13 protein-coding genes and 1 rRNA gene are annotated in these 13,096 nt (G+C 67.3%); 5 read left to right on the top strand and 9 right to left on the bottom strand.

The window, feature by feature from the left end; translation table 11 throughout:
- Positions 1-146: 146 nt before the first annotated feature.
- Positions 147-1,672 (bottom strand): 16S ribosomal RNA (locus tag OHA19_RS31025).
- 662 nt (positions 1,673-2,334) lie between these two features.
- Positions 2,335-2,976 (bottom strand): DNA-3-methyladenine glycosylase, encoded by a 642-nt coding sequence (locus tag OHA19_RS31020; protein WP_405711292.1) that lies wholly within the window; start codon positions 2,974-2,976, stop codon positions 2,335-2,337.
- A 73-nt stretch (positions 2,977-3,049) separates the two neighbouring features.
- Between OHA19_RS31020 and OHA19_RS31015 the strand changes: the two genes are divergently transcribed.
- From OHA19_RS31015 to OHA19_RS31005, 3 genes are all read left to right on the top strand, one after another.
- A complete protein-coding gene (locus tag OHA19_RS31015) occupies positions 3,050-3,832 on the top strand; it encodes a sporulation protein (RefSeq protein ID WP_405711294.1) in 783 nt (260 codons plus the stop codon).
- Positions 3,833-3,884: 52 nt separating this feature from the next.
- A complete protein-coding gene (locus OHA19_RS31010) occupies positions 3,885-4,415 on the top strand; it encodes a YbhB/YbcL family Raf kinase inhibitor-like protein (protein WP_405752336.1) in 531 nt (176 codons plus the stop codon).
- A 167-nt stretch (positions 4,416-4,582) separates the two neighbouring features.
- On the top strand, positions 4,583-5,089 hold the full coding sequence (locus OHA19_RS31005; protein ID WP_266421215.1) for an HNH endonuclease: 507 nt from the start codon (positions 4,583-4,585) through the stop codon (positions 5,087-5,089).
- A 60-nt stretch (positions 5,090-5,149) separates the two neighbouring features.
- Here OHA19_RS31005 and OHA19_RS31000 read toward each other — a convergent pair whose 3' ends face one another.
- The 4 genes from OHA19_RS31000 to OHA19_RS30985 all read right to left on the bottom strand — a co-directional run bounded on the left by OHA19_RS31000 (position 5,150) and on the right by OHA19_RS30985 (position 8,380).
- Positions 5,150-5,917 carry a sulfite exporter TauE/SafE family protein gene (locus tag OHA19_RS31000; RefSeq protein WP_405711299.1) on the bottom strand — a complete coding sequence of 256 codons (768 nt, stop codon included), beginning with the start codon at positions 5,915-5,917 and terminating at the stop codon, positions 5,150-5,152.
- A gap of 61 nt (positions 5,918-5,978) precedes the next feature.
- Positions 5,979-6,908 carry an SPFH domain-containing protein gene (locus tag OHA19_RS30995; protein ID WP_093895790.1) on the bottom strand — a complete coding sequence of 310 codons (930 nt, stop codon included), beginning with the start codon at positions 6,906-6,908 and terminating at the stop codon, positions 5,979-5,981.
- 146 nt (positions 6,909-7,054) lie between these two features.
- The gene (locus OHA19_RS30990) at positions 7,055-7,483 is read right to left on the bottom strand and encodes an NfeD family protein (RefSeq protein WP_405752333.1); all 429 of its coding nucleotides are present in this window, start codon (positions 7,481-7,483) and stop codon (positions 7,055-7,057) included.
- A 99-nt stretch (positions 7,484-7,582) separates the two neighbouring features.
- The gene (locus OHA19_RS30985) at positions 7,583-8,380 is read right to left on the bottom strand and encodes an ABC transporter ATP-binding protein (protein ID WP_405711303.1); all 798 of its coding nucleotides are present in this window, start codon (positions 8,378-8,380) and stop codon (positions 7,583-7,585) included.
- 142 nt (positions 8,381-8,522) lie between these two features.
- Between OHA19_RS30985 and OHA19_RS30980 the strand changes: the two genes are divergently transcribed.
- The gene (locus OHA19_RS30980) at positions 8,523-9,308 is read left to right on the top strand and encodes a hypothetical protein (protein WP_405711305.1); all 786 of its coding nucleotides are present in this window, start codon (positions 8,523-8,525) and stop codon (positions 9,306-9,308) included.
- 95 nt (positions 9,309-9,403) lie between these two features.
- Here OHA19_RS30980 and OHA19_RS30975 read toward each other — a convergent pair whose 3' ends face one another.
- From OHA19_RS30975 to OHA19_RS30965, 3 genes are all read right to left on the bottom strand, one after another.
- Positions 9,404-9,652, bottom strand: coding sequence for a chaplin (locus tag OHA19_RS30975; protein WP_326764833.1), 249 nt, complete (start codon positions 9,650-9,652; stop codon positions 9,404-9,406).
- Between the two features lie 209 nt (positions 9,653-9,861).
- Positions 9,862-10,506 (bottom strand): response regulator, encoded by a 645-nt coding sequence (locus OHA19_RS30970; protein ID WP_405711307.1) that lies wholly within the window; start codon positions 10,504-10,506, stop codon positions 9,862-9,864.
- The gene (locus OHA19_RS30965) at positions 10,499-11,644 is read right to left on the bottom strand and encodes a GAF domain-containing sensor histidine kinase (RefSeq protein ID WP_405711309.1); all 1,146 of its coding nucleotides are present in this window, start codon (positions 11,642-11,644) and stop codon (positions 10,499-10,501) included. Before OHA19_RS30965 ends, OHA19_RS30970 begins: the two co-directional genes overlap by 8 nt.
- A gap of 597 nt (positions 11,645-12,241) precedes the next feature.
- Here OHA19_RS30965 and OHA19_RS30960 point away from each other — a divergent pair.
- Positions 12,242-13,012: a transglycosylase SLT domain-containing protein gene (locus tag OHA19_RS30960; RefSeq protein WP_405711311.1), complete on the top strand. Its 771-nt coding sequence runs from the start codon at positions 12,242-12,244 to the stop codon at positions 13,010-13,012.
- Positions 13,013-13,096 lie beyond the last annotated feature (84 nt).

Here is a 13,096-nt window from a genome sequence, read left to right as displayed (position 1 = left end):
TTCCACGCTCCGAGGAGCAGTACTCACGACCCGTTTGAACCAACAGGTACTGAATAGTCAACGTTCCACCCATGAGCAACCACCGTCGAACATTTGCCGACGTAGTGGCCTCTGACCAGGCAAGCCCGGTAAGAAGTGCTCCTTAGAAAGGAGGTGATCCAGCCGCACCTTCCGGTACGGCTACCTTGTTACGACTTCGTCCCAATCGCCAGTCCCACCTTCGACAGCTCCCTCCCACAAGGGGTTGGGCCACCGGCTTCGGGTGTTACCGACTTTCGTGACGTGACGGGCGGTGTGTACAAGGCCCGGGAACGTATTCACCGCAGCAATGCTGATCTGCGATTACTAGCAACTCCGACTTCATGGGGTCGAGTTGCAGACCCCAATCCGAACTGAGACCGGCTTTTTGAGATTCGCTCCGCCTCGCGGCATCGCAGCTCATTGTACCGGCCATTGTAGCACGTGTGCAGCCCAAGACATAAGGGGCATGATGACTTGACGTCGTCCCCACCTTCCTCCGAGTTGACCCCGGCAGTCTCCTGTGAGTCCCCATCACCCCGAAGGGCATGCTGGCAACACAGAACAAGGGTTGCGCTCGTTGCGGGACTTAACCCAACATCTCACGACACGAGCTGACGACAGCCATGCACCACCTGTACACCGACCACAAGGGGGGCACCATCTCTGATGCTTTCCGGTGTATGTCAAGCCTTGGTAAGGTTCTTCGCGTTGCGTCGAATTAAGCCACATGCTCCGCTGCTTGTGCGGGCCCCCGTCAATTCCTTTGAGTTTTAGCCTTGCGGCCGTACTCCCCAGGCGGGGAACTTAATGCGTTAGCTGCGGCACCGACGACGTGGAATGTCGCCAACACCTAGTTCCCAACGTTTACGGCGTGGACTACCAGGGTATCTAATCCTGTTCGCTCCCCACGCTTTCGCTCCTCAGCGTCAGTAATGGCCCAGAGATCCGCCTTCGCCACCGGTGTTCCTCCTGATATCTGCGCATTTCACCGCTACACCAGGAATTCCGATCTCCCCTACCACACTCTAGCCTGCCCGTATCGAATGCAGACCCGGGGTTAAGCCCCGGGCTTTCACATCCGACGTGACAAGCCGCCTACGAGCTCTTTACGCCCAATAATTCCGGACAACGCTTGCGCCCTACGTATTACCGCGGCTGCTGGCACGTAGTTAGCCGGCGCTTCTTCTGCAGGTACCGTCACTCTCGCTTCTTCCCTGCTGAAAGAGGTTTACAACCCGAAGGCCGTCATCCCTCACGCGGCGTCGCTGCATCAGGCTTTCGCCCATTGTGCAATATTCCCCACTGCTGCCTCCCGTAGGAGTCTGGGCCGTGTCTCAGTCCCAGTGTGGCCGGTCGCCCTCTCAGGCCGGCTACCCGTCGTCGCCTTGGTAGGCCATCACCCCACCAACAAGCTGATAGGCCGCGGGCTCATCCTTCACCGCCGGAGCTTTCAACCCCGTCCCATGCGGGACAGAGTGTTATCCGGTATTAGACCCCGTTTCCAGGGCTTGTCCCAGAGTGAAGGGCAGATTGCCCACGTGTTACTCACCCGTTCGCCACTAATCCACCCCGAAGGGCTTCATCGTTCGACTTGCATGTGTTAAGCACGCCGCCAGCGTTCGTCCTGAGCCAGGATCAAACTCTCCGTGAATGTTTTCCCGTGATCGGGACAACACAACACGAGAGCGGAACGACCGGACGGAATAAGACCGGTCGTTCACAGCGTCCTCGCTGTGTAATTGCCTACCGGGTCAGTGACCCCGTAGGACTTTCAAAGGAACCACCAACCTGCCGAAGCAGGCCGGGGTATCAACATATCTGGCGTTGACTTTTGGCACGCTGTTGAGTTCTCAAGGAACGGACGCTTCCTTTGTACTCACCCTCTCGGGCTTTCCTCCGGGCTTTTCCCTTCGGTCTTGCGTTTCCGACTCTATCAGACTCTTTCGTGTCCGATTCCCGGTCGAAGCGGGCCCTGCTTTCGCTTTCCAGTTCTTCGCTATTCGCGCTTCCCTTTCCAGCGGTTCCAACCTTACCAGACTCTTTTTCGTTCCGTTTCCGGTCCGAATTTGAATTCCGGTGGCCTTGGAGGGGCCTTGCCTTTCGGCGTGTCCACTACGTTAGCCGATTTCCTTGGCGGCTCATAATCGAGTCGAAAGGGATTGAATTACGGCATGCCGAATTCGCACCCGCCAGGGTGATTCGTAGGTAGTGGTTGGTCGCTCCGGGATGCTCGGATGCGGTCCGATGGACCTCATCGACAGCAGTACCCGTCTCAAGCGGCTCGGGCTACATTAGGCGTCCCCCAAGGGCGAGTCAAGTTGCGCGGCGGCGTGGCACATGGGCCCTGTAGGGGCTCACCGTGGGGTCCCCGTCGATCCAGAAGCGCCAGGGATGCGCGGCGCCGTCGCCGCCCACTCCGGTGCGGGGGCCGTTGCGTACCTGGTCACGTGGTGGTGGGGTGCCGTGCAGTACGGACAACGGGGCGCCCGGATGGGCGATGGCGTCGGTGCCGTTCAGTGCTCGGTCGACATCGAGGGCAGTGGCCAGGCGGGCCGGGCCTTTGGCCAGTTCCTTGTCGTTGCGGGCCGAGTTTCGACGTTCGCGGGTGAGCTCGGCGCCGACCTGGATGTCACCGGCTCGGAGCAGGACCCCGCTCGCCCTGCCTTCGGGACCGCACACCAGGTTGAGGCAGTGCCACATGCCGTAGGTGAAGTAGACGTACGCGTGGCCGGGCGGTCCGAACATGACGCTGTTGCGTGCGGTGCGGCCTCTGAAGGCGTGAGATCCGGGGTCGATCTCGCCGGCGTACGCCTCCACCTCGGTGAGGCGGAGCTCGATGGGTCCGTCCGGTGTGGCCCGCACCAGGGTCCGGCCCAGGAGGTCGGGTGCCACGTCCAGTACGGGGCGGTCGAAGAAGTCGCGTGTCAGCGGCGTACGGTCCAAGCCCTCGATCATGGCGGTCGAGGGTACCGGGAACCGACTACGGTCGTGGCGCGTATGTAGGGGTCAGGACCAAGGAGGAGTAAACATGGGCTTCAAGCGGCTGCTCGCGAGCATGGGTGCCGGTGGCGCTTCGGTGGAGACCGAGCTTTCCGAGCTCAATGTCGTACCGGGTGGGGTCGTCCAGGGCGAGGTGCGGATCCAGGGCGGTTCCGTGGATCAGCAGATCGAGGGACTTTCCGTGGGTCTGCAGGCCCGGGTCGAGGTCGAGGGCCAGGACACGGAGACCAAGCAGGACATCGAGTTCACCAAGCTTCGGCTCGGTGGCGCGTTCGAGGCGCGGGCCGGTGCGGTGCACGTCGTACCCTTCGGGCTCGAAATTCCGTGGGAGACGCCGATAACGATGTTCGCCGGTCAGCATCTGCACGGCATGAACATCGGCGTGACCACGGAGCTGGAGATCGCGCGGGCGCTGGACTCGGGCGACCTGGACCCGATCAATGTGCACCCGCTGCCGGCTCAGCAGGCCATTCTCGACGCTTTCGGACAGCTCGGCTTCGGTTTCCGCAGCGCGGACATGGAGCGCGGTCACATTCGCGGTACGCGCCAGCGGCTGCCGTTCTACCAGGAGATCGAGTTCTTCCCGCCGCAGCAGTACCGCGGGCTGAACCAGGTGGAGCTGACGTTCGTCGCGGACGACCGTGAGATGGATGTCGTCCTGGAGATGGACAAGAAGCCGGGGCTCTTCAGCGAGGGCAGCGACTCGTACCGCGCTTTCAAGGTCGGGCTGAACGACTTCCAGGGGACCGACTGGGCGGCGTACCTCAACCAGTGGCTGGCGCAGGTCGGCGGTCAGCGCAACTGGCTCTAGGGTCGGTGGGAGATCTGCTGACAGCAGTAGAGCGATCAGGAGAGGTACTGACGTGACCGAGCCGAAGAGGGCGCCGCTGCCGCACGACTTCCATCCGGAGGTGCCGTCGTTCACAGTGGTGAGCGAGGATCTCGCCCCCGGCGCCGTGCTGGCGGACGCTCAGGTGTTCGCTGCCGGGAACACCTCGCCGCAACTGCGGTGGGAGGGGTTCCCGGCGCAGACCAGGAGTTTCGCCGTGACCTGCTTCGACCCCGATGCTCCTACCGGCAGCGGGTTCTGGCACTGGGTGGTCTTCGACATCCCGGCGTCGGTCACGGAGCTGTCGGCCGGTGCGGGCAGCGGGAAGTCCGAGGGGCTGCCCGCCGGCGCCGTGCAGGTCCGTAACGACTACGGGTCGAAGGAGTTCGGCGGTGCCGCGCCACCGGCCGGCGAGCACCACCGTTACGTGTTCACGGTGTATGCCGTGGACACCGAGAAGCTGGGTGTCGACAGCAATGCGTCGCCCGCGGTCGTCGGATTCAATCTTCGGTTCCACACGCTGGGCCGTGCTCAGCTGATCGGTGAATACACCGGTCCCGCCTAGTACTGGCCCTGCACTGGGTGAGCCCAGAGTTCCCCTGCTGTTTGCCCTGCCCTGGTCTTGGAGAGATCAGGGCAGGGCAATTTTTATTGCGTTGTCCATCACGGCCCGCCCGGCCAGAGTTGATCCGGGCCTGCCAGGGGGCGGGCTGCACACGGGAGGTGGGCGAGATGCGGGACACGCTGGTACTGAACGCGAGCTTCGAGCCGCTGTCGACGGTGACGCTGAATCGTGCGGTGGTGCTGATTCTGCAGGACAAGGCCGTGGTCGAGCAGTCGCATCCCGATCTCCGCATGCGTGGCGCCGCCGTGGACATTCCGGTGCCCCGGGTGATCAGGCTCTGCCGGTACGTACGAGTGCCGTTCCGAAGACATGCCCCGTGGTCCCGGAGGGGTGTGCTGATACGGGACCAGCACCGGTGCGCGTACTGCGGGCGGCGGGCCAGCACCGTCGACCACGTCGTGCCGCGCGCCCAGGGGGGTCAGGACACCTGGCTCAACACGGTGGCTTCCTGTGCCGAGGACAATCACCGCAAGGCGGCCCGGACGCCGGAGCAGGCGGGGATGCCGCTGCTGCGTCAGCCGTTCGTGCCGTCTCCGGCGCAGGCGATGCTGCTGGCGCTGGGCGCCGGTGAGCGGTCGGAGCTGCCGGAGTGGCTGGACCGCGCCGCGGCGTAATCGGCGTACGCATTTCGTCGTGGCGGGAGCCCGCCTCCGGGGGAGGCGGGCTTCAGTGTGTCAGCGGAGCAGCAGCTGGACGATGGCGGCCGTGCCGACCGCGACGATGAGGACGCGCAGGACCGTGGGGCTGAGGCGGCGGCCTATCCTGGCGCCGATCTGGCCGCCCAGCGCGGAGCCGACCGCGATCAGTACGACGGCCGTCCAGTTGAAGTCGGCGACGAAGAGGAAGAAGAGCGCGGCGATGCTGTTGACCACGGCGGCCAGGACGTTCTTGACGGCGTTGAGGCGCTGCATGGTGTCGTCGAGCAGCATGCCCATCAGGGAGAGGTAGATGATCCCCTGGGCGGCGGTGAAGTAGCCGCCGTAGACGCTGGCGAGCATCAGTCCGGCGAACAGGAGCGGTCCGCCGTCGGGGTGGGTGGGGGCGCCGCTGTGCTCGCGTCGGCGCTGGACCGCTTTGCTGATGCGTGGTTGCAGGATGACCAGGACGAGAGCCAGGGCCACCAGGATCGGCACGATGGTCTCGAAGGCCGTGGAGGGCAGGGCCAGCAGGAGGGTGGCGCCGGTGAGGCCGCCGATGAGTGCGCCGACGGCGAGCTTGAGGACGCGGCGGCCCTGTCCTTTGAGCTCTTCGCGGTAGCCGATGGCGCCGCTGACGGAGCCCGGGATCAGGCCGAGGGCGTTGGAGACGGTCGCCGTGACCGGGGGAAGTCCGGTGGCGAGCAGCACGGGGAAGGTGATCAGCGTTCCCGAGCCGACGATCGTGTTGATCGTGCCGGCGCTGATGCCCGCGACGAAGACAGCGAGCATCTCCCAGATGTTCATTGCGAATCCCCCGTGCATGATCGGTGCTTGGTGCACTGATCATGCACGGGGCGTGTACGCGTCAGTCGACCGGGGGCTGTTCCCGGCGTTCCTTGCCCGTGTCGAACCCGGGGGCGCCGTTGCCGAGGTTGCCGAAGGCGCCGCTGAGACCCTTGAGGGCGTCACCGATCTCGCTGGGCACGATCCAGAGCTTGTTGGCGTCGCCCTCGGCGATCTTCGGGAGCATCTGGAGGTACTGGTACGAGAGGAGCTTCTGGTCCGGGTCGCCGGCGTGGATGGACTCGAAGACCGTGCGGATCGCCTGGGCCTCGCCCTCGGCGCGCAGGGCCGATGCCTTGGCCTCACCCTCGGCGCGCAGGATCGCGGACTGCTTCTCGCCCTCCGCGGTGAGGATCGCGGACTGGCGCGTTCCTTCGGCCTGGAGGATCGCGGCTCGCTTGTCACGGTCGGCGCGCATCTGCTTCTCCATCGAGTCCTGGATGGAGGTGGGCGGCTCGATCGCCTTGAGCTCGACGCGGTTGACCCGGATGCCCCACTTGCCGGTCGCCTCGTCGAGGACACCGCGCAGGGCGGCGTTGATCTCCTCGCGGGAGGTCAGGGTCCGCTCCAGGTCCATGCCACCGATGATGTTGCGGAGCGTGGTGACGGTGAGCTGCTCGATCGCCTGGATGTAGCTGGCGACTTCGTAGGTCGCGGCCCGTGCGTCGGTCACCTGGTAGTAGATGACGGTGTCGATGTTGACGACCAGGTTGTCCTGGGTGATCACCGGCTGGGGCGGGAACGGCACGACCTGTTCACGGAGGTCGATGCGGTTGCGGATGGAGTCGATGAATGGAACGACGATGTTCAGGCCTGCGTTGAGCGTGCGGGTGTAGCGGCCGAAGCGCTCCACGATTGCGGCGCTGGCCTGCGGGATGACCTGGATCGTCTTGATCAGGGCGATGAAGACGAGCACCACCAGAATGATCAGAACGATGATGATCGGTTGCATCGTGTTCCTCATTGCCCTTCGGTTGCCGACGGATCGCGATGATCGAGGTCGAGGTCGTGGGAAGGGCCGGAAGCTGTACCGGCCCCGATCTCATGATGATCGACTTCGAGTCTGACAGAACACGCTCTGCCTTGTGGGTGGTTCGGTCACATGACGACTGCCGTAGCTCCGTCGATGTCGACGACATCGACCTGTTGGCCGGGGTCGAAGCTCTGGCCGTCGTCGAGTGCTCGGGCGGACCAGACCTCCCCGGCCAGCTTGATCCGGCCGCCGCTGCCGTCGACCCGTTCCAGGACGACTGCCTGACGGCCTTTCAGCGCATCTATGCCGGTGGCGAGTTGGGGCCGGTCGTCGCGATGTCTGGCGGCGATCGGGCGGACCACGGCGATGAGCGCCACGGAGACCACGACGAACACCAGTACCTGGGCCACGATGCCGCCGCCGAGTGCCGCGACGACTGCCGCCGCGACCGCTCCGACGGCGAACATGCCGAACTCGGGCATCGCGGTCAGGACGAGGGGGATGCCCAGTCCCACCGCGCCGATCAGCCACCACACCCACGCGTCGATGTCCACGTGGTCATGGTAGAACCGCGAACACCCTCGCGGACAGGGCGCAAGCCGACCGCTGCGCCCGTTGGGCCCTTCGGGCCGGAAGTCGTCGCCGGCCGTGGCCTACGAGAGCGGCAGTCCGTGGGCCGTGTAGCGGTCACCGGCGCGCTCGACGACGAGCGGCAGACCGAAACAGAGGGAGAGGTTGCGGGAGGTGAGCTCGGTCTCCATGGGACCCGCGGCGAGCACCTTGCCCTGGCGGATCATCAGGACGTGGGTGAACCCGGGAGCGATCTCCTCGACATGGTGGGTGACCATGATCATGGAGGGGGCGTACGGGTCGCGGGCCAGTCGGCCGAGGCGACGGACCAGGTCCTCGCGTCCGCCGAGGTCGAGTCCCGCGGCCGGCTCGTCGAGGAGCAGCAGTTCGGGGTCGGTCATCATGGCGCGGGCGATCAGGGTGCGCTTGCGCTCGCCCTCGGAGAGGGTGCCGAACTTCCGGTCGAGGTACTCGGTCATGCCGAGCCGGTCGAGGAAGGCGCGGGCGCGCTCCTCGTCGACGGCCTCGTAGTTCTCGTGCCAGGTGGCGGTCATGCCGTACGCGGCGGTGAGCACCGTCTGCAGCACGGTCTGGCGCCGGGGCAGCTTCTCGGCCATGGCGACGCCCGCGATGCCGATGCGGGGGCGGAGCTCGAAGACATCGGTGCCCACGCCGCCGAGCTGCTCGCCGAGGACCTTGGCGGTGCCGGTGCTCGGGAAGAGGTAGCTGGACGCGATGTTGAGGAGGGTGGTCTTGCCGGCGCCGTTGGGGCCGAGGATGACCCAGCGCTCCCCCTCCTTGACCGACCAGGAGACGTCGTCCACCAGAGCGCGTCCGTCGCGGACCACGGATACGTCCACCAGCTCCAGTACATCGCTCATGGCGCGTTGTCTCCCCATACAGTGTCGAGATCGTCGGTACCTGTGGGCACAGCTCCCAGGGAAATCTACGCCACCTCGCGAGTGCTCCCGGCGCTGGGCCCGAGTGACGACAGGCCCCGGGCCCGTTCCCTAGGGTGTTCCCATGCTTTCGGAACCACGCTCAGGGCTGTTGGCCGCTTGGGGAAACGCGCTTCTGGCGGGACTGGTGTCGCCTGACGAGGCGGCGCTCGCCATCGTCGGGGAGGACGCGGTGCATCGCGTCGAGGGACTGCCGGGCGAGGCGGGGCCGGTCGGGCTCACGCTGGCGCTCGGGCGGTTGCGGGGTCTGGGGGTGACGGGTTTCCGGGTGGCGCTGCCGGCGCCGGGTCATCCGCTGGGGCTGAGCGGTCCGCCGGACTTCAACGCGCGGGCGCTGGAGGCCGAGGAGGCGGTGGTGGCCTTCGGTGCGCCGTACGGGCTGGTTCCCGAGGTGCGCGAGGTAGGACCGGCCGGGGATCTGCACGTCGAGGTGGTGTGGCGTTGTCTGCCGGTACGGGAGGCGCCGCCGGCCGATGTGCCGTCGCTGGGCGAGGCGGAGCGGGAGCTCGCCGAGGCGTTGCGGGACGCGACGGCGGTCCTGTCGCGGTTGGACGTGGCCGGTTCGGGGCCGGTGGCCGAGGCGGCGGTGGACGCGTACCGGGCGCGGGCGGAGCGGGGGCGCGAGGTGCTGGCTCCGGGATATCCGCCGCGGGCGGTGCGGGTGCTGGAGTTGGCGCAGCGGGTGGGGCTGCTGATCTCGGTGGCGTACGAGAACGGGCACGGCGGGGCGGTGAGCGCTTCGGAGATCGCGGCCCGGGGCGAGGCGCTGCAGCCGGTTGAGCGGGTGGCCCGGCGGGCGCAGGTCGCCGCGTACAACGCGTATGTGGAGGAGCGCGAGCGGGAGCGGTAGGGCCTGCCGGGCGGATGGCGGGGTCGCCGGACGGGCTCGGTGCGCCCGTCCGGCGAGGTGTGACCGTGGAGCCGGTCAGCCGGTCATGGGGCCGGTCAGCCGTTCAGGCCGAGGTTGCCGAAGGCCGGGTTGAGCAGGCCGACCACGTTGATCGTGTTGCCGACCACGTTCACCGGGACGTCCACTGGCACCTGGACGACGTTGCCGCTGACCACGCCCGGGGAGTGGGCCGCGACACCGTCGGCGCCCGCGCCGTGTCCCGTGGCGGAGGCCGCGCCCGCGCCGGCGGCGATGATTCCACCGGCGATCATGGTGACGGCAGCGGCCTTCTTCAGGTTCTTCACTTCAGGATCCTCCTAGCGTGGCTGCGGCCAGCCGCCGCAGCGCCCTGGAGAACGCCTCGGAGCCGAACAGGTTGCGCCGTCCGGGTGACATACACCCGACAGTATGAATCTCAGCCCGGAGCGAGACGGCCCGCTTCGTCGCCCGCCCGCTTCGCCGCCGGGCTGCTTCGTCGCAGGCTCGTTCCGTCGCCGTTCGCTTCCGCCGCCGGTCAGCCCGCCGCCCCATGCCGGACGGCCCACAGGGCTGCCTGGGTCCGGTCCGAGAGGTCCAGCTTCATCAGGATGTTCGAGACGTGGGTCTTGACGGTCTTCTCGGAGAGGACCAGCGCTCGCGCGATCTCACGGTTGGAGCGGCCGTCGGCGATCAGGCCCAGCACCTCCCGCTCCCGTTCGGTGAGCGTGCTCCCCCGGCCCGTACCGCTGCCCGAGTCCTCCTGGGCGAGCAGGGCCCCCGCGACCTCCGGCTGGAGCAGGACGTGGCCCGCGTACACCGAGCGGATCGCGCCTGCCAGGGCGTCCGGGTCGACGTCCTTGTAGACGTAACCGGAGGCTCCGGCGCGCAGGGCCGGGACCACGGTGCGCTGTTCGGTGAAGCTGGTGACGATGAGGACCTTGGCCGGGTTCTCCAGCTCGCGGAGCCTGCGCAGCGCCTCGATGCCGTCGGTGCCGGGCATCTTGATGTCCATCAGGACGACATCGGGCCGGAGTTCCTCGGTCCTGGCCACCCCCTCGGCGCCGTCGGCCGCCTCGCCGACCACCTCTATGTCGTCCTGGATCTCCAGGAACGTACGCAGACCACGGCGGACCACCTGATGGTCGTCGACCAGCAGCACCCTGATGATCCTGTCAGCCACCGGGTACCTCCATCTCGATCGTGGTGCCCTTGCCGGGCGCCGATTCAACGATGAGCCTTCCGCCGACGCCGTTCGCGCGGTCCCGCATCGACACCAGGCCCAGATGCCGGCCCGCCTGCCGGGTCGCCGTGGGTTCGAAGCCGCTGCCGTCGTCGGTGATCCGCAGCAGCGTGCCGCTGCCGTGCCGGGCCAGTGTGACGCCGACGTGCGCCGCCCCGGAGTGGCGCAGCGCGTTGTGCAGGGCTTCCTGGGAGACCCTCAGCAGCGCCTCCTCCTGGGCGGCGGGCAGAGCCCGTATGCCCAGGCTCTCGAAGGTGACCCGGGCCGCGTGGGCCCGGTCCAGGACCTGGATCTGGGTCCGGAGGGTGGCGACGAGGCCGTCCTCGTCGAGCGCGGCGGGGCGCAGCTCGACGACGGCGGCGCGCAGTTCGTCGACGGCTTCCGCCGCGAGTGCGGCGACCTGCTGGAGCTCCCCCTTGGCGCGGGCCGGGTCGCGGTCCACCAGGGTGGCGGCCGCCTGGGCCGTCAGCCGCAGCGAGAAGAGCTTCTGGCTCACCGCGTCATGCAGCTCGTGGGCGAGCCGGGAGCGCTCCTCGGCGATGGTGAGCTCGCGGCTGCGTTCGTAGAGCCGGGCGTTGGTGAGGGCTATCGCCGCGTGCTGGGCGAGGATGGCCAGCAGTTCCTCGTCGTCGGCGGTGAAACCGCAGCTGCCCTCGGGTTTGGGGCAGCGCTTGTTGGCGAGGAAGAGCGCGCCGATGACCTCCTCGCCGTCCCTGATCGGCAGACCGAGGAAGTCGGACATGTCGGGGTGGGCGGCGGGCCAGCCCTCGAAGCGGGGGTCCTTGCGGACATCGGCGAGGCGCTCGGGCTTCGCCTCGTGGAGCATCGAGGCGAGGATGCCGTGCTGTCTGGGCAGCGGGCCGATGGCCTTCCACTGCTCGTCACTGACGCCGTCGACGACGAACTGGGCGAAGCCGCCGTGGTCGTCGGGGACGCCCAGGGCCGCGTACTCGGCGTCCAGCAGTTCGCGGGCCGAGGCGACGATCGTCTTCAGGACGTCACGCACTTCGAGATGCCGGCTCATGGCGAGCAGCGCGGCACTCACGGCGGCGAGACCCGACGGTGGGCGATGGCTCATGGCCTCACCGTACCGGCGGGATTCGAACGCCGTATCGGCCTGTGGACGGCCGCCGATTAGGGCGCAGGGACTAGGTCCGTCCGCCGGGCCGGCTCATGCGTCCGCCTGCCGGCGGGCGCGCGGCCGCGTGTAAGGAAGGAGCGGCCCCCTCGCGTGTACGGGAGGAGCGGCCCCCCTTGTACGCCGCGTGGACGGGAGCAGCCCCCTGTACAAGGGCGGGCCCCTCCTCCGCGGGAGCCGGCCCGTACACAGGGGTGGTGGCCGCGTCGGATGCCCTCATTCGATCCAGAGCCTCACACTCCGAATTGCTGAAGCAACGGTTGGTGAGGTTGTTACCCGCCCGATGTGAGGCCGCGCATAGGACCCACGTCACTTACGAAGCCTGCTAGTGGACACATAGGCGCCACATCAATGGTTATGAGCACGGTCCGACACGTTCGAGCGCGACCCCGGTCCACTATCCGGGTTCGTACGTCACACCTTTGCCACCAGATTTTGCGGGCGCTAAGAATTGCTCTCGTCCCCGACGGAGATGCGAGGCCGCTTCCCGTCTTCGTCCTCCGTGAGGACTCCCGCGATTCGAAGAGGTATGCCTGCATGTCCATGTCCAGCATCCCCGGCCGTCGTCGTCGACTGAACAAGACCCAGAAGCTCTCCGTCGCGGGCATCTCCGCCATGGCCGTCGCCGCGCTCTCGTTCTCGCTCGTCCCCGCCAACGCCGACCCCAAGCCCGAGGCCGCGACCCCCGTGTCCGCCGCCCCCGTGGTTCTCGCGTCGGCCGCCGGAACTCCGCAGGCCAAGGCCGTGCAGGCCAGCATCATCGAGCAGCACTCCACCGCCGAGAAGCTGGTGAAGGCCGCAGACCTCGCCAGGGCCAAGAAGGCCGCCGCCGCGAAGGCGAAGGCCGCCGAGGCCGCCAAGATCAAGGCCCGCGCCGAGGCGAAGGCCAAGGCCAAGGCCGCCGCCAAGGTGAAGGCGAAGGCTGTCGTCGCCGAGCGCACGCAGACGCAGGCCGCCAGCCGCTCCGAGGCCCGCACCCCGGTGTACGCCAACAACCTGGACGGCTGGATCAGGGAGTCCCTGGACATCATGCGGGCCCACGGCATCCCCGGCTCGTACGACGGTCTGCACCGCAACATCATGCGCGAGTCGACCGGCAACCCGAACGCGGTCAACGGCTGGGACATCAACGCCCAGAACGGCACCCCGTCCTGCGGCCTGCTCCAGGTCATCCAGCCGACGTTCAACGCGTACCACGTCCCGGGCACCTCGTGGAACATCTACGACCCGGTCGCCAACATCACGGCCGCGGCCAACTACGCAGCCGACAAGTACGGCTCGATGGACAACGTCAACAGCGCGTACTGACCGGCGCCGCGTATCGCCGGACAGCATCCGCACACGCCGAAGGGCGGCACCCCGCGCGGGGTGCCGCCCTTCGGCGTCCGGTGC

This window comes from Streptomyces sp. NBC_00012 (genome assembly GCF_045040875.1).
In the GTDB taxonomy this organism is placed as follows: Bacteria; Actinomycetota; Actinomycetes; order Streptomycetales; family Streptomycetaceae; genus Streptomyces.
Note: the sequence above shows the minus strand (reverse complement) of the source record. Positions and strands in the feature narration are given on the sequence as shown.